Source organism: Moorena producens 3L, from assembly GCF_000211815.1.
Taxonomy (GTDB): domain Bacteria; phylum Cyanobacteriota; class Cyanobacteriia; order Cyanobacteriales; family Coleofasciculaceae; genus Moorena; species Moorena producens.
In genome coordinates this window covers 192,420-216,277 of the sequence record NZ_GL890973.1, presented here as the reverse complement: position 1 = coordinate 216,277, position 23,858 = coordinate 192,420, and the positions used below count along the sequence as shown (strand labels likewise).

The following is a 23,858-nucleotide window of genomic DNA, read 5'->3' as shown; positions in this document are numbered from 1 at the left end:
ACAGCAGGTTGTGGGCCTTTGCTGACTAATAAGCATTGTCAAACCAGGCTTGCTGATCAGCACTATCTTTAAGCACTACGAGATAGTTATGATGGTGTCGGTCAATCACTAACACTTTGTTCCCCCGTTTAGGAGTAACTGTTGCCCAATTTGGTAAGGTGGCATTGACTGTAACTAAATTACGAGCTGGATCTAGGACATCGACTTGACCGATTTTGCCTTGGTTTTCCTTGGGAAGGGTGGCAGATGAAACTGTACCTTGACAGCCAATTAAGCGATCGCTACTGGTATCTTCTCCAAAGGAGGCGAAAATTTTTCCTATCGGTCGAGAGATGAATCCTCCGGTAACTAGGGTCAGGAACAATGACATTACTGATACCACCCCTGCCAAAAACCCAGTGGGAATACTGCCAGTAACACCACCAATCATGACATTGAACATCCAGCCGAAAAGTCCCAAAAGACTACAGTCTGTTGCCAAGAGTAAAATTAGGGGGGCTTTGCCGATACCTACCCATCCTAGAATTTCAATACCACCTAAATCATCATCGGCATCAGTATCTGTATCAGTACCGACATCCACATCTACATTGAGATCCACATCTAGATCTAGATCTGCATCTATATCAATGTCATCGTCTCCGCCACCAGAAACAATGACTAACAGAAACAGTAGAACTCCCATACCCAAAAAGATCCAGTAGGGGAGGTTGGCTAGGTTAAATAGCATGGGTGTATGCGATCGCGTTTTTTGAATGAATTGTTGCTCTATATATTCAGCCTAACGACTGCTTTCTTGGAAATCGGGAAAATGTATAGTATTTTTAATGTTCTTGAAAGATTAACCATTAGCCGATATTCCGGACTTTAAAGTCTCACAATCACAATTAACTGAGAAAGGAATAGAAGGCTATCGCTGATCCGAGAATGTATAGCAAATACCCAGGAGTGCAACAACACTGGTTTGTGGTAGAAAGTCAGAAGCCCAAGGAGTCTGACCTAAAGCAACTGCAGAAGAAACTTAGCCATTGCAACACCCCACTGGCAAACCAAACTACAGAAATTGAGCGTGCAAGAGTTGGCCTGTGAGCCAGATGCATGGGCTGGTCTCGATCAATTTGAACAGCGCTTACCCTGGCATCGACTGGAGACCCGCACTGTGGTGTCGAAACCCCACTATCAGAAACGGGGCAAGCCCAAAGCTCGAACCCAACCGAACGACATCACCTATCACGTTCAAGCCCACGGCAGTCGCTCATGGCGGAAAACCCCAAGACCGCTTAGGTGCGCTTGACCCGTAATTAAATTCGCCACGGGTCGCACCTCTGCATCGCTTTAGAAATTTTATCTAGAAAATCTTGCCTTTTTTATTCATTATTTTCTCCATAGCCGTAAGTTTATTTTTTCGGATAAAAATAATTTTTAAGGCTTGCTTTATAGTGATATAAATAATTTTTTTTTCACAACTTTGCTATTTCGTTATTAAATTAACTGATTTTTTTAATATCAATAAATTAATAAAAATCCCTGATTTTCGGAGTTTATCTATTTTTATAACCCTCTTTTTACCTATAATTTTCTGTTGACTTTCTCTTTTTTAAGCAGATAATTGTATTTCGGCTAATTTCCAAGATATGACTAGCTTGAGTTTTTCCCATGGCATCGTCAATAGCACTCATGACTTTTGTTCTTAAATCGTAACTGTCAGAAACTAGGCTTTTATTAATTAATTAATAACCATTGACTTGATGACTAGTATGTCCTATTATTTGCTTCGACTGCTATAGGACGGAACAATTTGAGGGTTGGTAAACAGTAGTAAAAAGTTTAACAAAGTCTAACAATCTCTAGAATTATTTGTTAGACTTAAATAATGGCATTAGTACCAATCCGTAAGGCGGTCGAACTTACGGGACTCTCCAGGAACACCTTAAGGAAGTACGCAGACAATGGCACGATCAAATCTGAAAGAACCCCAAGCGGATACAGGCTCTTTGACACAGGTAGTCTCCAACGCCTTGGGAAAAGCCAAGGAATTCAACGGGCTACAATCTGTTACTGCCGAGTCAGTAGTAGCAAACAATTTGACGACCTTGCCAGACAAGTTGCCTACATGCACTCCCTCTTCCCGCAAGCAGAAATCATCCAGGACATCGGTTCAGGACTTAACTACAAACGCTTTGGTCTTAGAACCATACTGGAGCGACTTATGCGCTGTGATCAGCTCACGATTGTTGTTGCCTGTAGAGACAGACTTACCCGATTTGGGTTTGAACTCATTGAGTACTTGGTTAGAAGTTACCGTAAGAGTAGTGCAGCCTTTATAGTTGGTAAATTATGCAGCATAGGGTAAAGGTTTTGTAGTAAGGCTGCACTACTCTAAGGTTTCATCTCCGGTCAGTCTCAACGGTGGAAAAATCTTGGTTCTCGACCAACCTGAAAGTTGTCCAGAATCCGAGCTTACCGCAGATCTTCTCTGAATCATTCACGTCTTCTGTTGCCTTGTCCACGGACTCAGGAAGTACGGGTCAAAAATCAAAAAAGATCCGGATATTCCTGGATGCACAGCAGAGGGCGACTGTCCGTAAGTGGTTCGGAGTGTCCCGGTATGTTTTTAATAAAACCGTCAAAATACTGCAAAATGGCGAAATAAAAGCTAACTGGAAAGCCCTTAAAACCGGAATATTGCATGGTCTTCCTGAATGGTGCGGGACAGTGCCTTATCAGATTAAATCCATAGCGATTAAGGATGCTTGCACTGCTGTTAGGGAGGCGAAGAAAAAATCTAAGAAGACTGGGCAAATTAACCGAGTTCGATTTAGGTCTCGTAAGAATCCAGTTCAGTCTTGTTATATCCCGAAGTCAGCTGTCTCAGACAAAGGTGTTTATCACACAAAACTAGGTAGATTGACCTTTGCTGAGACAGTCCCCGATCAGATTGGGGACTGTCGATTAACTAGCACCAATGGGAACTACTACTTAACAGTTCCCCACAAGACAACTCAAATTAAGACCGAAAACCAAGGTATAGTAGTGGCTTTAGACCCCGGTGTTAGGACATTTTTGACCTTTTTTAGTGAGACTTCTGTTGGTAAGATTGGGAATGGTGACTTTTCTCGGGTTCAGCGACTTTGTTCCCATCTCGATTGCCTTTTGTCAAAAATAAGTAAAGCAAAAGGCAAGCAGAAATATCGGATGAGAAAAGCGGCCAGACGGATAGTCATCAAGATCAAAAATCTGATCAACGAATTACATCACAAAGCTGCCCGATTCCTAGTAGATAACTTTGATGTGATACTGCTTCCTACTTTTGAAACTTCTGAAATGTCCAAAAAAGGAAACAGAAAAATCAGATCTAAAACGGTTCGCAACTTACTATCATTTGCTCACTATCGTTTCAAAGAGTTTCTCAAGCATAAGGCTCAAGAGACAGGGAAGTTTGTAGTTGACGTCTGTGAAGCTTATACCAGTAAAACTGTTAGTTGGACTGGCGAATTAGTAAACATTGGCGGTAACAAGACTATTAAGTCAAGAATTGATGGTCAGGTAATGGATTGACCTTTGGTCACGCTTCGCGAACGGGACATCAATGGCGCGCGAGGAATTTTTCTTCGCGCTTTGGGAGATACCCCCTGGCTGAGAAATCAGCTTGCATTGGCGGGCTAAGATGTACTTTGGTAGATTTTGGTAGCTAAAAAGTATCGGTAAACGAGTGCTCGACAAAGTCAAACAGATGGGCAAGGCGGTCTCGCGGTTGTATCTGATTTGGGTTGATGGAGGCAATAGTTGTGAGCCTTTGATCATGTGGGTCATGGATTTGTGCGGTTGGATGGTACAATTCTTACTCCGACCCCAACAGACCAAAAGCTTCGTACTGCTTAAAAAGCGTTGGGTAGTGGAGCGCACTTTTGGTTGGCTGATGGGATGCTGTCGATATGGTCAGAGACTTATGAGTTATTGGCTCAAACATCAGAGACATTGATTTATCTGGCTATGATACGGATCATGGATCGCCGCTTGGCCTAAAATTTGACCTCTGATCACTTGTGAAACATCCTCTTAGTTCAATCAGTAATATTCTTGATGCGGCAATTTCAATTTATATATGAAACAAAAACTGACCTGGTGGCAAATAGCTAAACAAGGGCTGACTTATCTTTTCATGTTAGGTCTGAGTACTTTTCCCTCAGAGGCAGTCGCTGAGACCTTTCGTCTCAGGGAAGCAACAATCGCAGAGATTAACCAAGCTTTTGAGAAGAATGCACTCACTTCCGAACAATTAGTGCAACTTTATCTCAATCGTATTGAAGCCTATGACGATCAGGGACCGAAAATTAATGGGCTAATTTCTATCAATAACAATGCCCTTAAAGAAGCAAGGGAGTTAGACCAAGAACGCCAGCAGAAAGGACCGCGAAGTCCTTTACATGGCATCCCCATCATTCTGAAAGATAACTATGACACTACCGATTTACCCACAACAGGAGGATCGGTGCTGCTGGAAGGTTCCTTACCCCCCGATGATGCTTTTACTGTTAAGAAGTTGCGAGAGGCAGGAGCCATTATTCTTGGTAAAGCAAACATGAGTGAATTTGCTGAATCCTATGGTAGGCTAGGTTACAGTTCCCTTGGGGGACTGACACGCAATCCCTACAAATTAACTCGTGATCCTTCGGGTTCGAGTGGAGGCAGTGGGGCTGTAATTGCGGCAAATTTTGCTGTTTTAGCCACCGGAAGCGATACTTCAGGCTCAATTCGTGGCCCTGCAGCAGTAGCAGGTCTTGTCGGTATCAAACCCACTCAGGGACTGGTTAGTCGAGATGGTATTATCCCCCTAACCCTCTCCTTTGATAGTGCAGGCCCTATGGCTCGAACCGTGACAGATGCAGCGATCGCTTTGGGTGTAATGGCAGGGGTTGATCCCAATGATTACCGTACCCTGGAAAGTGTTGGGAAAACATATAAGGACTACACCCAGTTTCTCAATAAAAAAGCCCTAAAAGGGGCAAGAATTGGGGTGGCGATTGATTTTCGGGGTGGGAACCCTGAGGTAGATGCTGCAACTGATGCAGCAGTTGCTAAGCTGAGGGAATTAGGTGCAACAGTTGAGTCGGTGGATTTCTCTCCCAAATTGGAAAACCTCTGGCCTTTCATGGAAGAGGTAACAGAGGCTGAGTTTGAACCCCAGATCGATAGTTACCTCAAAAACCTCCAGCTTCCATTCCCTGACACCCTGAGGGAAATGTATTCGATGAGCTTATCTAACCCATTAGTCAATTCAGAACAGGCTCTCAATCCCGGTCGCGTCGGAGGGTTTGGAGAGTCTTTAAAGCATCCAGAACTGGCTGATACCGAATATCTTTATATTCTCCATTTCGAGTTTCCCAGGGTTCGCCAGGAGATTTTATCGATTATGAATGCCCAAAATCTCGACGCGATTATTTGGCCCACCATGACTTGTCCTGCCGGTCCGCTCTATAATGTCGAGGATCCAACCTATCAATGTGCCTCAAATGACCCCTACATACCAGGGTACTTAGCCAATGTTTCTGGTTTTCCCGGCATTTCCGTGGCAATGGGCTTTACTGAGCAGGGATTACCCCTAGGACTGACTTTCTTTGGTAAGCCTTACAGTGAGCCTACCTTACTGGGATTCGCTTATGCTTATGAACAGGCAACCCAGTTTCGGCGACCTCCAACAACCACTCCTGCTTTGCCTGGTGAAAATTTTGACTATTAGTGGGTAACTGAGATTTTTTGGGATCTAGACAAGTACAGACCAAATCACAAATAACTGAGTATCAAGGTACTACTAGTGCTGCTAATGAGCCAATCGGAACTATTTTAGATGGCCTAATTCAGCAATCTAGTAACAACCAATAAATCAATCGAAATCATTCACAAACCTCTACGAGTTATTGTAGGGGTTTTTCTAATCTCCTCTCCAACCTGCAGAATGTGGGTTTAAGCATTCAGCCACAAGACTTAAGATTTCTTGGGGATTGTCGGAATTACTAGGAAAATTCCGACAATCAACACTTTAATTAGTAGTGGAGCAAAAACAAAGCTTAGCAACAGGCAAATTATCACTATTAATAATGATGCCACTTTCAAGATTTCTTCTGTAGTGTTCAGAGAAAGGTAAGTAGCTACTGCGGCAATCACCAAACTGATTAGTAAGGGCATATACTCAAGGGTTGAGTCACTAAATACTTATCAGGGTTAACCCTTAACTTTTATGACTGAAGTTGGCTTTTTGTAACAAAACTTAACTTAATTTAATGTACAGGAGTTTTGGCGTTGCTTAAACTACAGGTGATAGGACACACTATTATCAGGACTTGCTGAAGACTTAAAAACAGTCTGGGTTTCTCTAGCAAGGCATCAGCCCACAACACTAAGCCAAAAAAACTAAAAATTAGCAATAAAGCATCCTAAGCACGGGAAAACTAAAGGGTAAAACTACTAGATACCTGTAAGTAAGCGATGAACTTTAGCTTTAACTTTTTTGATCTGTTCTGGATTTTTCTAATCATCTCGTCGTTGCAGCCCTTGTGGCAACGTCGCCAGATGCAATATAGACGTTTTCGAGCTTTGCAAGAATTCGAGGAGAACCGCAAAAGTCGGTTAATTTTACTGATTCACCGACAAGAGTCTATTAGCTTGTTTGGCATCCCTGTGTCCCGCTACATATCTATTGAAGATTCTGAACAAGTGCTCAGGGCAATCCGTCTAACTCCACCAGATGTTCCTATTGATCTTATTTTACATACTCCTGGGGGATTGGTGCTGGCTACAGAACAAATTGCTAGAGCTTTAATTCGTCATCCTTCTAAAGTTACTGTCTTTGTACCCCACTATGCCATGAGTGGTGGTACTATGTTAGCCCTAGCCTCTGATGAAATTGTGATGGATGCCAATGCTGTCCTTGGACCAGTTGACCCTCAACTAGGGAATACTGCTGCTGCTAGCATTCTAAGAGTTGTGGAGCAAAAGCCCCTTGAGGCTATTGATGACCAAACCTTGATGATGGCTGATTTGGCAAGTAAAGCCATTAAGCAGGTGCAACGTTTCGTGCGAACGTTGCTGCTAGACGATATCCCTAAGCAGAAGATTGACCCAGAACACATCGATAGAATTATTGACTTTCTTACTACTGGTCAAATCACCCATGACTGTCCGATTACTGTCGAGGAAGCCTCTGAACTAGGTCTACCTGTCACGGTTGGTCTACCTAAAGCTATCTATAAACTAATGGATTTGTACCCCCAACCTCAAGGTGGACGTCCATCGGTACAGTATATTCCTCTGCCCTATAAACCTACTCCTACGTTACCGGATACCACCAGCAGACCGTTATCGGACAAGTAGTAGAAATTTTTGATAATGGTGGAATGATGAGATAATCGGGTGAGGTGGATAAACTCAATTGCTCCACTCAGGACTCAGGACTCAGTAATCATTACTCGTACTGGGGCTAAAAACCTTAGGGAAGCCCTACCATACGATTAAACCATCTGAAGAAGGAGAATTTAGGATAAATCTGGCAGGGCATACATCAACTTATCCCAGCATATCCCAATTTGGTTTTTTTTTGTCTTTTTCAGATGGCAATTAGTAATTAGGTAAGCTATGATATATCATTTATCAGCAATCAGCTAGGAGCAATCAGCCATCAGCCATCAGCCATCAGCCATCAGCATATGCGCTACGCGCACGCGTGCGCGTTCAGCAATCAGCTATTCCCATTAGCCGTAGGCCAGGCTAAGGGAACGAGACTTTTGAATAAAATAAGCTGACGGCTGACCGCTGACTTCTGAATACTTACGTAATTGGTAATTTGATCAATCTTAACTTTCCCAGTCCTAACCGAATTATAGGATAATACAATTGAGGTATGCGTTTGTCTCTGAGCCTTGATTCAATCTGAAACCTTAGAACTACTGGAATGGTCCCGCCTGTGCCAACACCTGGCTACCTTTGCGGCTACTAAGCTGGGAGCCTTTGCGGCTCGTTATCTCCACCCCCCAGCAACTCAACGGGAAAGCCTAGACCTGCTAGCCCAAACCAAAGAAGCCTATCAACTGGAAACGAGTTTAGACACAGGACTAACTTTTGACGGCATCCAAGATATTGGTGAATCTCTGGATCGGGCAGAGCTCCAAGGCATTTTGTCTGGTGAGGAACTATTAGCGATCGCAACAACCTTAGCTGGTGTGAGGCGTCTACGGCGGTTTATTGAAGACCAAGAGGATGTAGAAATTCTGAAGGAACTGGTGGCTGACAGCCGCACCTACCCAGAACTTGAACAAGAAATTCACCGTTGTATCGATGACCGAGGCGATGTAGCTGACCGGGCAACCCCGAAGCTGGCAGGGATTCGGACTCAGATGAAATCATTACGAGACCGAATTTATGAAATCCTCCAGGGGATTGTCCAGCGTAAAGGGGGCGCATTACAGCAACAGTTAATTACTCAACGGGGTGATCGGTTTGTACTCCCGGTTAAAGCTCCCCAGAAAGATGCTATTCCTGGTATTGTTCACGATACCTCTAGTACCGGTGCCACCCTATACGTAGAACCGAAGGCCATTGTTGGGTTAGGCAATCAACTTCGGACCCAGCGGCGGCAAGAACAAGTGGAAGCGGAAGCAGTACGTCGTGCCTTGAGTGAACAAGTAGCAGCAGTTAAGGCAGACTTGGAACGGTTGCTGGTTGTAGCAACTACCCTAGATTTAGCTACCGCTAAGGCAAGGTATAGTCTGTGGTTAGAAGCAAATCCCCCTAGATTCATTGACCGCAATCAGAATGAAAGCATTACTCTGCGGCAACTGCGCCATCCTCTACTGGTGTGGCAGCAAAAACATGAACAAGGCACATCAGTTGTTCCGATTGATGTCCAGATTCAGTCCTACATTCGGGTAGTTGCTATTACCGGTCCCAATACTGGCGGTAAAACCGTTACCTTGAAAACCTTTGGTTTAGCGGCACTGATGGCAAAAGCTGGTTTATTTGTGCCAGCAAGGGAACCAGTAGAACTGCCTTGGTTTGAGCAAATTCTGGCAGATATTGGGGATGAGCAGTCTATAGAACAGAGTTTATCCACTTTCTCGGGTCACATTCGTCGGATTAGTCGGATTATTGAGGCGATAACTACCCCAAAAGAAGAGTTGCAAGTTGGCAGGGAGTTGCAAGTTGGCAGGTTGAAGGTTGTTCGCGAAGCGTGGCCACAAGGCCAAGGTTTTCCAGACAACATTCAACCGGCTAACCTTGAACCAGATAACCTTGGCCAAAAGGCCACGCTACGCGAACAATCGGCCAACATTCAACCGGCCAACATTCAACCGGCCAACCTTAAACAACCTTCAACTCCTCGTGCGTCACTCGTACTATTAGATGAAGTAGGAGCAGGGACTGACCCGGCAGAAGGTAGTGCATTAGCGATCGCATTACTGAAATACCTGGCAAACACAACACAATTAACCATTGCGACTACCCATTATGGGGAACTCAAAGCACTAAAATATCAAGACGAGCGGTTTGAGAATGCCTCGGTGGAGTTTGATGATCAAACCCTGTCACCAACTTACCGTTTATTGTGGGGTATTCCCGGTCGCTCCAATGCCTTGAGCATTGCTAGACGCTTAGGGTTAAACCCATCGGTGGTGGATCAGGCTCAAACCCTTTTGGGGGGAGCTTCGGAAGATGTGAATCAGGTAATTGCGGGTTTAGAAGCTCAACGGCGCACTCAGGAAACTAAAGCCCAAGAGGCCAATCAGTTACTGCAACAAGCTGAATCTCTCCATCAGAAACTCTCTGAACGGGCAAAACTTTTGCAGGAGCGGGAACGGGAATTGAAGCTTTCCCAGGAACGGTCTGTGCAAGATGCGATCGCAGAAGCTAAGAAAGAAATTGCCCAAGTGATTCGCCAGTTGCAGCAAGGCTCCCAAACTGCTCAAAATGCCCAAAAAGCCACAAACGCTCTTAAGGAGATTGCCCAGCGTCAAATCCCAGCCGCACCGCCTCCTAAACCAAAACCAGGATTCCGTCCCAAAGTAGGCGATCGCATTCGCATTCCCCGATTGAATCAGACAGCTGAGATCCTCAGTGCCGCAGATAATGGGGAGCTAACGGTACGCTTTGGCTTAATGAAAATGACCGTTGCCCTAGCAGATGTGGAATCTTTGGATGGACAAAAACCCGAAAATGTGGTAAAAACTACATCAAAACCAGATCCTGCCCCAACTCTAGTCTCGCCGCCAGCTACGGCTGTGCGCACCTCAAAAAATACCATTGATATTCGAGGAAGTCGGGTAGCTAATGCAGAGATTGACATCGACCAAGCAATATCTAAGGCGATAGACTTTGGAGTACTCTGGATTATTCATGGCAAAGGAACTGGTCGATTAAGACAAGGTGTCCACGCTTTCTTGGAACAGCACCCTCTAGTGGAGCGTTTTAAGCTAGCCGAACAATCTGATGGTGGGACTGGTGTTACCGTTGCTTACCTTAAATAAGTTAACAGGTTAGCCGGTTAGCGGGTTAACAGGTTAGCCGGTTAACAGGTTAGCCGGTTAACAGGTTAGCGAGTTAGAATGCAATGCGTGAACATTCAACCTTCTAACCTTCAATCTTCTAACCTTCAATCTTCTAATTTTAAACCAAAGCTTTACCAGCAGGAAACATACCTTAATCTTTGGTAGTCCTGTTTCCAAACCTGTAACAGCGACGGGTAAACCGGATTTGCTTTATTAAAATAAAATTATGGTTTCCACTGTCAAGACGCCAAAATCACCTCCTGCTTGGGAGGATTTGCCTCTGAGTCAAGCCGCAGACTCAATCGATCTCGATAATATCAAAACCCAGCTAGATTTAGTCTTGCTTAGTCTAGAAGCTCTAGCAGGTATTGGTTCAGAGGAGATGCTGCAAGCTGCTGCTGAATTAAATTTAGACTCAATGATCACAGACCGAGTAGCATTGTGGCGTCTGCGTCAGTCCAATCCCCTGCGCAAAAGTTCAGGAGGTCGGAAAAAGCTGGATGTGGAGGAAGCGCGATCGCTAGTTTTAATCATCTGTCACTTGGCTAAAAACCATCAAGAATTGATCCGTCGTGCGGTGGCTTTACTCGAACAAATGACACAACAAAACAGTGAACCTCATCGTGCTGCTTTATTGGGAGATTATTTAGATAACTTTAACAACACTTACCGAGAACGGATGACCCAAGAAGAAAAGGTATCAACTGATAGTCTAAAGCAACTGGCTCTTAAACTATTAATCAATTTACTCTTCTATAGTGGAGCCAAAGGTCATCAGCGTTTATGGTTAGCCTTATTAGGTAAAGTATCTTAATAATTGTATGCAGTAAAATATAGCATTTTTATTTGAGATGTAAAACTAGGATTGATGGGAAATTCGGAACAGGGAACAGTATAAAATATCCATACAGCGCCAACCTCAGACGGTTTCGTCCACTGGCTATTGAATTAAGACTATCCGATCGCGTAGCGTGGCCTAAGGCCTTTGATTTTTTGGTGTTATGATAAATCAGCATTTGGTTTTATGATCTATTTGTAAATGCTATAAAAATCAACAATTAACGATTAACAATTAACAATTAACAATTAACAAATGACTAATACATAATCACCAATGACCAACATAGTCCTGCGACGTTACACTCCTCCTACCTGTACCCTATCAATTTGGGCAAACCGCTCACCCTTATCCCGCTGGGTGGGAGAATCTGTGGTGAAGAAGTTGCGGTTTGAGTTGCGTTTTGATGACCCCCGCAAGCCAGAAGAACAACAGGTAACCTTACGAGGCAACGCAGAAGATTTAGATGTGTTGTATGAAGCGGTAGATGGCTATGTTCAGCACTTCCTTGAGCCGTCCCCAAAGCAACTGGTTGCCTCTGGAAACTCTAAGGCCGTAGGCCACGCTACGCGATCGGCTGAGGTTACTCCCTTAAATCTGTTAACTCTTCCAACCCCTCAGGAAGAAAATGCCACAGCAGTTCCAACTCAGCAAATCCATCTGCAATCGAAAGGGTTACTGAGCCATAGCCTGTTTCTCGGTAAGCTGGCTAATGAAGAATCTGGGTCAGTACTTGATTTAAGTGCTACACAGCTGTTTGATTTAGCTAGCGCTTTGGATGAATATGCGGCTGAAGTAGTATCCCTACCAAAACTCAATCAGCCCAGTTGGAAACCAGAATCATCGGCTTGGATGCGTACAGCAGCATCAATGCTTTTGGCAGTGGGTGTAACAGCGGCAGTGATTAAGTTGCTTGATAAACCTCAGCCTGTTGAGCAAGCGAAAACACTAACAACAGCACAATCACAAACAAAAGCATTAGACTCCAGCAAAATTGGGAAAAAGCGAGCCATCTCCAAGGTTCCCCCAGCACCGAGCACTCCCATCCCAACTCCATCGGTACCACCCCGTTTATCCCCAGGAACCAAGTTACCGCCACCGCCTCCCGTTAAGCCACCCTCTCTACCAGTACGCACTCCACCACCGCCTCCCGTTAAGCCACCCTCTCCAGCACCAGTACGCACTGCGCCAGCAATAGCCTCACGCCCGAATTCACGTCCGATGCTCAAGATTGTTCCTGCTCCAGCTAGGACACCAGACTCTCCTAAACTGAGTGCTACTAGTTCTGGTGTTAGTCCTGTAGCTAGTTCTGTTACTAGTCCTGTAGCTAGTTCTGCTGTTAGTCCTGCTGCTGCTCCTGGGGCTAGTAACGGTGATGCACCTGTTTCTGAGGCTAGTAAAACCAATGTACCTACTGCTGATGCAAATACCCAACCCAAACCAACTCCACCCAGTCCCATCGCTGTAGTACAAACTGTGTCAGAATTGCCAGTGATTAAACCAGCGCCCTCTCCTACTGACGTGGCAACTCAGGATTCCTCTAGAGAAAGTCTATCGATCCCCACAGAAACAGTGGTAATCCCTGAGGCCGAGTCTTCTATTTCTTCTACTTCTATTACTTCTACTTCTACTTCTTCTAGGTCTTATACTACTAATGTGGCGGTTCAAGCCATCCCTGCTCCTCAACAGAATGTGTCCAGTCTCCAGAGAGGTTCTTCTACCTCTAGAATTATCGATCAAGCTGTGCCTGGACTAAATGTCGGGAGTAGCCCTGTTATCGATCAAGCTGTGCCTGGACTAAATGTCGGGAGTAGCCCTGTTATCGATCAAGCTGTGCCTGGACTGAATCTCCCGAGTAGCCCTGTTTCTGATTCCTTAAAACCATCCGAGCCTACCGTTGCGAATCAGATATCTCAAAATACCCTGTTGGATAAGATTTCTCAGGTAGCAGAAGCTAGACGATATTTCCAGGAGCGCTGGCAACCTCCCGAAGGGCTACAGAAAACCTTGAACTATAGTTTGTGGTTAAATAATAATGGTACAATCCGACGTATAATTCCCCTTGGGCAAGCAGCCAAAACCTATATAGATAACGCCCCCATACCTCTGATCGGTGAATCCTTTGTTTCCCCTTTAGAAGGGGAAGGTATACCAAAAATTCGGGTGCTGCTACACCCGGATGGTAAAGTACAAACTTTGTTGGAAGGGATGAATTGAGGTAATTAATAATAGGGGCTCTTGCTTACCACCTATTAGGTTAAATATAGGTTAAATATAGGTTAAATAGGTTAAATTCCTTCCTAGGATGTCCAAAACTATTGTTAGGAAATTTTGGACAGTATTTTTGTGTGCGCTCCCTAGCGCTCCTTTGGAAAATGCGGGGTCTCACCCTATTAACCTTTTATTTACCATGGGGAAGTTTAAAATCTAGGTATAACTATCTTGGCAGTTGTTTTAAGTAGCATTTTGGCATAGTAAGTCCGGAGGTGTAGCTATTAGCCTATAATCTTTCCAAACCTTGTCATAAATCTACAAATCTCTTAGTATAGATTTGTAGAGGTTAAGCCGTTATGAAAAAATATGTCACCCCAAAAGAGGCAGCCGAATATTACGGTGTCTCCATTACAACCCTCAGAAGATGGGACAAATACGGAAAACTTGACAGCATCAGAACTCAGGGCAATCAAAGAAGGTTCTGTATTGAAGGGGAAGATCCGCAGAGTAAGCCCATTGTCGGTTATGCAAGAGTCTCTACACACTCCCAACGAGATGACCTTGATCGACAAGCTGAATTTTTACGGTCAAAATACCCAAATGCTGAAGTTGTTTCAGAAGTTGGATCGGGACTCAATTTTAAACGGCGAAAGTTCCTCAAAATATTGGAACGAATATACAGCTGTGATATCTCGGCATTTGTGGTCGCATACCCAGATAGAGCAGTCCGATTTGGATTTCCATTACTTGAGTGGTTATGCCAAAAAAGTGGAGTCAAGCTCGTGGTTCTCAATGAACGCAAACTCTCCCCAGAACAAGAGCTCGTCGAAGATATCCTGTCCATCCTCCACTGTTTCTCTGCTAGGCTTTACGGACTCCGAAAATATCAAAAGCAAGTCACGCAAGCGGTACAAGAGAAAACCTCGGAACCAGACAGTGAAGTTGACACCAAACAGTGTATTGAAGATCAGGGTGTTTCCATCTAAAGAGCTTCACAGGGTCTGGAAAACTTGGCTTAACGCATACAGGTGGATCTACAACTGGTCAATAGATGCTATCAAAAATGGCTATAAAGGCAGTGCTTACGATTTACAGAAACTGGCCAGAAATTTTGATAGGCCAGAATGGGTGAAAACCTTACCAGGACATCAATTACAAGAAGCTGTTGCTGATGGGATCGATGCTGTCAAACAAGCCTTGGCCAATGGCGGTTTTGCCAAGTTCAAATCCTGTCGGCAAACAAGTCAAGTGATCAAATTCAAAGTTGGAGATTTCAAAAAAGGTTCCTGGTATCCCACCAAGGTAAAAGGCTTATCCTTACGTTGCCCTCAAGGTTGGCCTGATCAGTGCATTTATGGTACTCAGTTAGTTTGGATCAAAGGTAAGTGGTACGGTATTTTTCCTGAATATATTGAACCTACTCCTACTAATAAGGATCAAGTAATAGCCTTGGATCCGGGCATTAGGACATTTCTTACTGGTTTTGATGGCAAAAACTATATCGAGATCGGGTCTGGGGATATTGGCAGGATTCAAAGACTTTGTCAGCAACTAGATCGGTTGATGAGTCGTATTGACTTAAGCTCTGCAAAGCGTCAGAGACGAGCAATGAGGAAAGCTGCCCATCGATTGCGTCAAAAAATCCAAGATTTAATTAAAGACTGCCACAATAAATCAGCTTCTTTTCTTGTCAAGAACTACAAGCTGATTTTTATCCCCACATTTGAGACCTCTGAGATGGTAGTAAAATCAGCCAGAAAGTTAAATAAGAAGACAGCTCGTAATCTGCTCAATTGGAGCCACTATAAGTTTCGTCAGCATTTGATTCAAATGGCTGATCGCCATGGTGTGAAGGTGGTCTTAGTTAATGAATCTTACACGAGTAAAACCTGCCCAAAATGTGGGCACATTCACGATAAATTAGGCGGTAACAAAAAATTTCAATGCCCAGAATGTGGTTTCTTTTTACCACGGGATTGGAATGGCGCGCGGAACATAATGATCCGCGCTTTGTCGGCAACAACCATCAGGTTTTCACCTGGTGCTATACAGGTCATTCCTGCTGATGAGCAGGTTTAGACAGGTTAAATGTTGCACAAGCAAGTTAACTAAACTCTATATCTAGAGTCTTTGGGTAAGCCCTGAGTTGGTCTTGCGCTGCTGACGTTGGCTATTAGAATCCTCCACCCTTCACAATTCGTTTTTATCTGGGTTCAAACTGAAAGGAATCATGAAAGTTATGAAGAAGCATAAAATCCAATTTCCACCTACAAATGTTCGAGAGCTTGGCCAAGATGAGGTCTATTTTTACCTTGTTAATGGAGAATCCAGGGAGAAAATCCGTCTACATGACTATGAGCGGATATTCGAAGTTCCTGAATTATACGAGCAGGTTGTATATGAGCGTCTGAAGTGCCAGTCTCCATCAATTGTAGTGGATATCCTGCAGTCTGCCGTCTCTCAAGGGGACCAGAGCCTCAACGAGCTTCGGGTAATTGATCTTGGGGCAGGAAACGGGATAGTTGGTGAAAAGCTGAAACAACACGGAGTATCACGGCTGATCGGAGTTGATATTATTCCCGAAGCCCAGGCTGCTACTGAGCGAGATCGGCCTGGAATCTACGATGAATTCTATGTGATGGATTTCTGCAATCTCAGTGATAAAGATCGTGATGAACTCAATTCTTGGTCACCTAACTGCCTGGTTTCAGTAGCAGCACTTGGGTTCGGTGACATACCAGCAAAGGCTTTCTTGGAAGCCTTCAATGTAATTAGCGAAAATGCCTGGGTTGCCTTTAATATCAAAGAAACCTTCCTTGATTCAAGTGATGATTCTGGATTTTCACAGCTGATTCGGAAACTGATCTTCTCGGAATTTTTGGATCTTTATCATCTGAAAAGGTATCGGCATCGGTTCTCCCTCGAAGGTGAAAAGCTCTATTACTTTGCCCTAGGGGGCAAAAAAAATTCTGATGTTCCGCTCTCCTTAATAGACTCACTTGAATAGACTCACTTGGGTTGTCATCCTGACAGGGCAAAGCTATCTAAAATTCGGCTAACCGGGAAGCTAATATGCAGACAAACCGGTTATTGCCCAATAACGGGGATTACAACCAAATTAGTAAGCATATGCGCTACGCGCACGCTGCGCGAACAGCACTCAGCACTCAGCTTATTTTATTCAAAACCACCGATTGCGCTACGCGCACGCTGCGCCAACAGTAGCGTGCCCATAGCGCATAAGTACCTCAATGAGTGTGCCCATTCGCTTCGTGTGGCCATAGACCTTGGCCTTTGGCTGATAGCTGATATCTGATAGCTGAATGCTTACCCAAAATAATCCTCCACAATCTTTACTATACGCTCCGCCGCACGACCATCCCCAAAGGGATTAATGGCATTTGCCATCCCCTGATAAGCTACTGAATCACTCAACAACAAACTTGCCGCCCCCACCATCTGCTCTGGGTTAGTCCCTACCAACTTCCCAGTCCCAGCTGCGATCGCTTCCGGTCGTTCCGTGGTCTTACGCAACACCAGCACTGGCTTACCCAAACTCGGTGCTTCCTCCTGCAATCCGCCAGAATCAGTCATCACTAAATAACACCGTTGCATCGCTGCTACCAATTCCACATAATCCAGCGGTTCTGTTAAAAATACCCGCTCATGGTCACCTAACATTGCCCTTAGGGGTTCCCTGACCGTAGGATTACGATGGAGAGGTAACAATAATGCTGTATCTGGGAACTTATCTAAAATCTGGAGGAACCCCTGGGCTATATCTTCCAGTGGTTTCCCCCAGTTTTCCCGACGGTGTACCGTTGCCAAAATCGTCCGGTATCCTTCCCAATCTAAACCCGGAACCTCACACACTGGTTCCCGTTCAGCCACCATCAACAGGGCATCAATCACTGTATTCCCAGTTTTATGAATTGCGCCAGTCACCCCAGACCCCTGCAAATGCTCTACTGCTAGGGGAGTGGGGGCAAAATGTAATTGAGTAATCTGAGAAATCAGCCGTCGATTCGCTTCCTCTGGATAGGGATTAAACAAATCATTGGTGCGCAATCCTGCCTCCACATGACCCACCGGGATACGTTGGTAAAACGCTGCCAAGGCCGCAGCAAAGGCCGTAGTTGTATCCCCCTGCACAACTACCAACTGGGGCTGCAATTCCTGAAATAACTCCTCTAACCCCCGTAAACTCAAACAAGTAATATCGGTCAGAGTTTGCTTGGGCTGCATAATTTCTAAATCCCGATCCGCCCTCAGCTCAAACATCTGCATTACCTGGTCTACCATTTCCCGATGCTGACCCGTTAACACCACCTGAGTCTTAAATTTCCCAGAGCCTTGGAACTCAAGAATCACTGGAGCTAACTTAATTGCCTCCGGACGAGTCCCTAATGTGATACAGATTTGAATTGGAGACTTGGTTGAACCCTGATTTAGGGTCTCGGGTCTAAGGTCTGGGGGAATTTCCAGGGGTTTCATAATTATAATATTTCTCAATTGGGTGAGGTAGTTTCGTTACTCAACACTCAGCAATAACCCAGGCGAGTCAATAATAGAACAATTTCATCAATAGCACGAAGGAGTGTAGCAGCAGATTGGTCAGATTGATTTACCAGAATACTAAATACCAAAGTTTTATAGTCAGGAATATCAAGATAGCCGGATAAGGCTGAGACACCACTTAATGTACCAGTCTTGGCCTGGAGCTTACCAAGAGCTGCGGTATCACGAAAGCGATCGCGTAAAGTTCCACTAACCTCAGCCGTAGCCAAGGATTCTCGATAAACCTGAGCTAATGGGGTTTGTGCCATCAGTCTCAGAGTTTGTGCGATCGCAAACGGACTAGCTAAATTATGGCGAGATAGCCCAGACCCATCAGCCAGGCTATAGCTTTTTGGGTCAACCCCTAACTCCGTTAAGCTCTGTTGAACCGCGACCAGACCCAACTTAGGGCTAGACTCACTCCCTACCTCTGTTTCCAGTTGGTGCAATAATGCCTCAGCATACAAATTATTACTGTGCTGATTGATTTCCTTTAACAATAGCGCTAACGGAAGAGATTCTACTGCTGCTAACTCTCTGGTTGTTTGTGTATTGGTTATTTCTGTATTATTAACATTAGAACGAAATCTATTATTAACCTCTCTTCCCATCCCCTGATCTGATGATCTGACCATCTCAGCTGAACTGTCTTTTACCAATGCCTTAATCACACCAATTCCCTCAGCTTCCAGGATACGGCGGAAGGACTCTAGGAAATAATGGGCTGGGTCGCGAACTGCTAACCCCCAGAAGTCTGGTGCAGCATCTGCCGCCAGTTGACCGTTAATCACTAACACCGGCTCACCTAAAACTCCCATTATTTCTACTGAGTATGGTATTCCGGCCTTACCGGTAACAGCACGATTATCCACACGCCACTGTCTAGCCGCTATGGAATCACTCCAACTAACGCGCAATGGTTTTCCTGGCTGTTGGGGCAATAGGGTTAGTCCAACAGTATTTTGATTGAGAATAAGTCGATTAACCGAAGCGCCATAGTATAGATAACTATCGCTCCACTCCCAGGTTGGATTGATAATACCATAGGGAGTATAGCCATCTTCTACAATTAACTGTTGCACCCACGTCACCCCTTGACCCTTTAGTTGTTGTGCCACATCTGTTAACTGGGTATTGGTTAAGCTTGGGTCTGCTTGTCCCACAATCCGTAAGGAAGTCAAATAGGGGCTAGTGCCAGTACCATAAACCGGTGTGCGAATCCGGTATTGCTGACCTAGTTGACGTAACGCTGCTGCTGTGGTAAGGAGTTTGATATTGGATGCTGGAATAAAGAAACGTTCTGATTCAAGACTGTAGAGGGGAGCTGAGTCGGCTAAGGGTTGAATCAAAATACCCCAACGCGATCGCATAAATTCGGGACGACTGATTATGGCATCAATGGCTGTAGTTAAGTCAGCAGGACAAATCTTGTCTCCAAAGGATTTCGGTTCCTCAACTACTTCAACTGCTGCCGGTGTCGCCATCACCCCTTGCTTGATGACTAACTGTACAGCTAACCACAACAGCAGCAAAGTTATTGGTTTTCCCCATCGATGTAAGGGATTTGGCATAACTCACAACTCATAACTCACAACTCATAACTCACAACTCATAACTGAGGTACAGGCATCAGGCGTGGAACGGGCATCAGGCGTGGAATGGGCATCTTGCCCGTTTCCTGCCGCAACTCACAACTGACCTACTGACGCCCTCAGCACTCAATTCATTTGTCTAATCCGTTAATGACTAAACTATTAAAAATTACTCATCAACGCTGGCTCATTATCCTATCCCTATTGATTATCACACCATTAGGGATTCTTTCCAAGTACTACTCTGGTCTTGGAGAAAAATGGGTTCATGACTACTCTGGTGCTATTTTATATGAGATTTTTTGGTGTTTATTGATATTTTTTATTATCCCCAATCGCCAAGCAATAACCAGAATTACCTTAGTAGTTTTTAGCATTACCTGTGCCCTAGAATTATTACAACTTTGGCAAACCCCTCTCTTAGCCCCGATTCGTGCTTCCTTAATCGGTAAATTCATCTTAGGAACTACCTTTGTATGGTGGGATTTCCTCTATTATGCCATTGGCAGCGTCTTAGGTTGGCTATGGTTACGGCAAATCTCCCAGTTTCGGAAACTGATCAGATAATAGTAAATCCGCTTAATTAATCAGTAAGCATTCAGCCGTCAGCTGTCAGCCGTCAGCTTAAAATAAACCTCCTTCGCTATGGGAACAGCTGACATAAAATAGATTAAACTAATACTTACCTGTTTTAGTCAAAAGCTGTTCGCGCAGCGTGGGCGTAGCGCATTAACTGATAGCTTAATGCTGATAGCTGAATGCTTACCTCCCAACTCCCGACTCCCGACTCCCGACTCCCTATTCCCTTTATTATACCCGACATGATATTACTCAAAACTAACGGATATTTCTACCTTTTCTTTGGGATATAATCCAATATATTGAGCACGAAGAGTAGTACCAGATTTAACAGGAACTAGGGGAGTCATGGAGCCTAAAGACAGTAAATCGCCTTTCTTCAAAACTTTACCTGATGCCTTCAAAGAATCTTTTAACCAAAGTACTACCTGTAACGGATTTCCTAATAAAGCACTACTTTTACCAACAGCTAACTCATTGCCAGCCTTATCTACAATTACAATCTTTATATTTTTTAATCGTTCTTCCCAATCAGGGGTAGCAGATAAAGGAATCGGTGTTCCTAAAACTCCCAAGCGAGCACCGACATTAATGGCTACCAAAGCAGGCCCATCAAGATTCACTTTTGGGTCATAAACTAAATCTGGTAGTTCCATGAAGGGAATGACGGCATCAAGAGCAGCTAAAGCTTCCCTAGGGGTAGTAGCACTATTAATCTCTTCGCTACCAACTCTAACGATTAAGTCTCCTTCATATACAGGTCGAGCACCGAAGTTGGCAGAGACAACCGCTCCACTGTTGAGCAACATCTTTTCGAGAAGTACACCTCGTATGGGTTCAGAGACTTTGAAGCGCTCTTGAGCAGCAGGATTAGTCAGTCCAGCTTTGTAACCTACAACGTTTCCTAAACTAGAGCTCAACTGTTGTACAAATTGGTCTTGCAAAGCCTGGGCTTGTTCAACGGTTAGCTGAGTCGCAACTGCCCTAGCTGGGGTTTTGTTGAGATAGCTAGTTGTCAATTCCTCCACCAGACGAGCATCAGGGGTTTGATCTAAAACTTTAGTAGGAGAGCTACTAGTTGAGTTGGAGTTGTTCTTAGCCCCAGTAAGGTTGCAGCTTGGCAGATATACAACGGAAGCCAATAGTAAAATTGCTAGGGAAATAGATTTGATATCTTGCATGGTGTTGCTAGAGCTGTTTTCAGGATTCAAACCATTTGGCATAACTCAAGAGCCGAAAATTGCTTCAGTTCAATTTTGTGGTGTTACTTATGAGTTACAGAAGGGGAAGTATACATATAGAGAATTGACGACCAAGAGGAGGTAACCATAAGCGTAGAGAAAAGTCTAGACAAAAGCCTAGACAAAGGGGGGATGATTTCAGCTTATCCCATGACTGAATCAATACACTAGTTGATCTCGACTTTCGGCGAGCTAATCAGCAATCGGTAGTGTTGACGGTTAACTGTTAACGGTTGACTGAATACACTCAGCCGTCAACGGAAAATCCTATTCCCTGTCTTCGAGGATCAGCTTCAAGAGATTATTAGTCCAAGTCAGATCATGTCCGGTTTAACACTGATCTCGGAACATCCGAAATGTGTAACTGGAGTGTGAGCGTCTCGCTGACTAGCCTATAGTCAGCTAACAAGATGCTTGCACTACACAATAACAAGTAACAAGTAACGAGTAATAAGTAACAAGTAACAAGTAACGAGTAATAAGTAACAAGTCACAATTTCCCTGAATAGGAAGTGATTAAGAGGTGCGCTTGACCTTGGCGAATTAAATTCGCCAAGGTCAAGCGCACCTCCGGACTTGCTATCATACCTTGGCGATTAGGAAATATATCAATAAGTGAAAATGAACCAATCACCAAACACTGGAACAATTTTAATCGTTGATGATAATCCCAATAATTTATCATTTCTCTACAAAACTTTGGAAAGTGCTGGGTTTCAAGTCAGAGTGGAAATGGATGGTGAAGGAACTATTGAACAAGTAGAGTATGAACCCCCTGATCTCATATTGTTAGATGTAAATATGCCCGTTATTGATGGATTTGAAACCTGCAAAAAACTCAAAAATAATCCAATATCTAAAGATATTCCCATAATTTTCATGACCGCGTTTGCTGATATAAACCATAAGATAAAAGGATTATCGTTAGGTGCAGTAGACTATATCCCAAAACCCTTTGAACAAGAAGAGGTATTAGCTAGAGTCAGGCTCCATTTAAAACTATATTTTTTGACAAAAACCCTCGCTGAACAAAATGCCTATCTCCAAGAGGCTAAAGAAAAAGCAGAAGTAGCTAACCAAGCCAAGAGTGAATTCCTAGCTAACATGAGTCATGAACTCCGTACTCCCCTCAACGGTATTCTAGGATATGCTCAAATTCTCCAACGTGATGCGGCTTTAGCCGCCTCCAAAGGTGAACGAAATTTAACCGCCAAGCAACTCGAAGGCTTAAAAATCATTCAGAAAAGCGGTAGCCATCTCTTGACTTTGATCAACGATATCTTAGACTTATCTAAAATCGAAGCTGGCAAAATGGCACTGTATCCCACAGAATTTAATTTACTAACCTTCTTAGAGGAAGTTGTTGGAATCATCCGCATGCGAGCTAGTGAAAAAAATATTGTGTTGAGATTTGAACAAAACACTAACTTACCGACTGGTGTTAAGGCAGACGAGAAACGGCTCCGACAGGTACTGATCAACTTGTTAGACAATGCAGTAAAATTTACCGACCAAGGCAATGTAACGTTCAACGTTGGAGTGATTGAAGACCAAAACCCTACCTCCCTTGATCAGGGGAAAGATTCCCAAATCCAACATCGGACGATTCGCTTCGAGGTGATTGATACCGGGATAGGAATTAGCCCTCAACAATTAGAGACTATCTTCCAACCCTTTGAACAAACGGGGGATAGCAAATATCGGGCAGCTGGAACCGGCTTAGGCTTAGCCATATCTCGGCAGTTGGTGGAATTTATGGGAAGCCAACTAAACGTTAAAAGTGAGTTAATTAAGGGGTCAATGTTTTGGTTTGATGTTGCCTTACCTGTGGTTAAAGTTACCGAAGCAAAACGGAATATTGCAGGTCTTGTGATGGGTTACCACGGAAAACGACGCAAACTGCTAGTGGTGGATGATAACAAAGAAAATCGGTTGGTATTACTCAACATGCTTGAACCCTTAGGCTTTGAAGTGGTAACCGCAGAAAATGGTCAGCAGGGATTGGATGTCGCCATAGCGATCCGACCCGATCTGATTTTGACTGATTTATTCATGCCCGTCAAAACTGCTTTTACCATGGTGCCAGAAATGCGGGAAATACCTGATCTGAAAAATGTGCCGATCATTGCCCTTTCAGCCCGTACTTTTGAAATAGTTCAGAAACAGAGTCAGATGCTGGGCTGTGAAGGTTTTCTACCGAAACCCATTGACCAGGATCGGTTACTTGGTTTGTTGGAGCAGCTGTTGCAATTGCAGTGGGTTGATGACTGAGGTACTCTAAGAACAATTTTAGTAAGCA

General features: G+C 44.2%; 20 protein-coding genes. 15 read left to right on the top strand and 5 right to left on the bottom strand.

Annotated features, from left to right (window positions below; all coding sequences use genetic code 11):
* Positions 1–25 precede the first annotated feature (25 nt).
* Complete coding sequence (locus LYNGBM3L_RS32605) at positions 26–730, bottom strand: OB-fold-containig protein (protein ID WP_008191480.1); 705 nt, start codon at positions 728–730, stop codon at positions 26–28.
* 197 nt (positions 731–927) lie between these two features.
* Here LYNGBM3L_RS32605 and LYNGBM3L_RS48155 point away from each other — a divergent pair, with 197 nt between their 5' ends.
* From LYNGBM3L_RS48155 to LYNGBM3L_RS32540, 13 genes are all read left to right on the top strand, one after another.
* The gene (locus tag LYNGBM3L_RS48155) at positions 928–1,089 is read left to right on the top strand and encodes a hypothetical protein (protein ID WP_008191478.1); all 162 of its coding nucleotides are present in this window, start codon (positions 928–930) and stop codon (positions 1,087–1,089) included.
* The gene (locus LYNGBM3L_RS32600; protein ID WP_131826843.1) at positions 1,064–1,294 is read left to right on the top strand and encodes a hypothetical protein; all 231 of its coding nucleotides are present in this window, start codon (positions 1,064–1,066) and stop codon (positions 1,292–1,294) included. Before LYNGBM3L_RS48155 ends, LYNGBM3L_RS32600 begins: the two co-directional genes overlap by 26 nt.
* Before the next feature lie 579 nt (positions 1,295–1,873).
* Positions 1,874–2,353: an IS607 family transposase gene (locus tag LYNGBM3L_RS32595; protein WP_008191475.1), complete on the top strand. Its 480-nt coding sequence runs from the start codon at positions 1,874–1,876 to the stop codon at positions 2,351–2,353.
* 56 nt (positions 2,354–2,409) lie between these two features.
* Positions 2,410–3,558 (top strand): RNA-guided endonuclease InsQ/TnpB family protein, encoded by a 1,149-nt coding sequence (locus tag LYNGBM3L_RS32590; RefSeq protein ID WP_008191473.1) that lies wholly within the window; start codon positions 2,410–2,412, stop codon positions 3,556–3,558.
* Between the two features lie 154 nt (positions 3,559–3,712).
* Positions 3,713–3,982, top strand: a complete 270-nt coding sequence (locus LYNGBM3L_RS32585; protein WP_008191471.1) for a DDE transposase — start codon at positions 3,713–3,715, stop codon at positions 3,980–3,982.
* 123 nt (positions 3,983–4,105) lie between these two features.
* Positions 4,106–5,740, top strand: coding sequence for an amidase family protein (locus tag LYNGBM3L_RS32580; protein ID WP_008191468.1), 1,635 nt, complete (start codon positions 4,106–4,108; stop codon positions 5,738–5,740).
* Between the two features lie 746 nt (positions 5,741–6,486).
* Positions 6,487–7,371 carry an SDH family Clp fold serine proteinase gene (locus LYNGBM3L_RS32570; RefSeq protein WP_008191461.1) on the top strand — a complete coding sequence of 295 codons (885 nt, stop codon included), beginning with the start codon at positions 6,487–6,489 and terminating at the stop codon, positions 7,369–7,371.
* 545 nt (positions 7,372–7,916) lie between these two features.
* Positions 7,917–10,517, top strand: a complete 2,601-nt coding sequence (locus LYNGBM3L_RS32565; protein WP_008191459.1) for an endonuclease MutS2 — start codon at positions 7,917–7,919, stop codon at positions 10,515–10,517.
* Between the two features lie 247 nt (positions 10,518–10,764).
* Positions 10,765–11,352, top strand: coding sequence for a DUF3038 domain-containing protein (locus LYNGBM3L_RS32560; protein WP_008191457.1), 588 nt, complete (start codon positions 10,765–10,767; stop codon positions 11,350–11,352).
* Positions 11,353–11,652: 300 nt separating this feature from the next.
* Positions 11,653–13,593, top strand: coding sequence for a DUF4335 domain-containing protein (locus tag LYNGBM3L_RS32555; RefSeq protein WP_008191455.1), 1,941 nt, complete (start codon positions 11,653–11,655; stop codon positions 13,591–13,593).
* 353 nt (positions 13,594–13,946) lie between these two features.
* Positions 13,947–14,576, top strand: a complete 630-nt coding sequence (locus LYNGBM3L_RS32550; RefSeq protein ID WP_008191453.1) for an IS607 family transposase — start codon at positions 13,947–13,949, stop codon at positions 14,574–14,576.
* Positions 14,563–15,669: an RNA-guided endonuclease InsQ/TnpB family protein gene (locus LYNGBM3L_RS32545; protein WP_008191451.1), complete on the top strand. Its 1,107-nt coding sequence runs from the start codon at positions 14,563–14,565 to the stop codon at positions 15,667–15,669. Before LYNGBM3L_RS32550 ends, LYNGBM3L_RS32545 begins: the two co-directional genes overlap by 14 nt.
* Positions 15,670–15,820: 151 nt before the next feature.
* Positions 15,821–16,597, top strand: coding sequence for a class I SAM-dependent DNA methyltransferase (locus LYNGBM3L_RS32540; protein WP_008191449.1), 777 nt, complete (start codon positions 15,821–15,823; stop codon positions 16,595–16,597).
* 320 nt (positions 16,598–16,917) lie between these two features.
* Here LYNGBM3L_RS32540 and wecB read toward each other — a convergent pair whose 3' ends face one another.
* Together wecB and dacB are read right to left on the bottom strand one after the other, a co-directional pair.
* The gene (wecB, locus tag LYNGBM3L_RS32535; protein WP_008191447.1) at positions 16,918–18,084 is read right to left on the bottom strand and encodes a non-hydrolyzing UDP-N-acetylglucosamine 2-epimerase; all 1,167 of its coding nucleotides are present in this window, start codon (positions 18,082–18,084) and stop codon (positions 16,918–16,920) included.
* A gap of 47 nt (positions 18,085–18,131) precedes the next feature.
* Positions 18,132–19,718, bottom strand: coding sequence for a D-alanyl-D-alanine carboxypeptidase/D-alanyl-D-alanine endopeptidase (gene dacB / locus LYNGBM3L_RS32530; protein WP_008191445.1), 1,587 nt, complete (start codon positions 19,716–19,718; stop codon positions 18,132–18,134).
* Positions 19,719–19,889: 171 nt separating this feature from the next.
* On the opposite strand from dacB, the gene LYNGBM3L_RS32525 reads away from it, so the two are divergent.
* Positions 19,890–20,306: a ribosomal maturation YjgA family protein gene (locus tag LYNGBM3L_RS32525; RefSeq protein WP_008191443.1), complete on the top strand. Its 417-nt coding sequence runs from the start codon at positions 19,890–19,892 to the stop codon at positions 20,304–20,306.
* 124 nt (positions 20,307–20,430) lie between these two features.
* Here the strand turns inward: LYNGBM3L_RS32525 and LYNGBM3L_RS49240 are convergent, their stop codons facing one another.
* Positions 20,431–20,562, bottom strand: coding sequence for a hypothetical protein (locus LYNGBM3L_RS49240; RefSeq protein ID WP_267872132.1), 132 nt, complete (start codon positions 20,560–20,562; stop codon positions 20,431–20,433).
* Positions 20,563–20,566: 4 nt separating this feature from the next.
* A complete protein-coding gene (locus tag LYNGBM3L_RS32520; RefSeq protein WP_008191442.1) occupies positions 20,567–21,541 on the bottom strand; it encodes a 2-keto-4-pentenoate hydratase in 975 nt (324 codons plus the stop codon).
* Positions 21,542–22,180: 639 nt separating this feature from the next.
* Here LYNGBM3L_RS32520 and LYNGBM3L_RS32515 point away from each other — a divergent pair.
* On the top strand, positions 22,181–23,830 hold the full coding sequence (locus tag LYNGBM3L_RS32515; RefSeq protein ID WP_008191440.1) for a response regulator: 1,650 nt from the start codon (positions 22,181–22,183) through the stop codon (positions 23,828–23,830).
* Positions 23,831–23,858 lie beyond the last annotated feature (28 nt).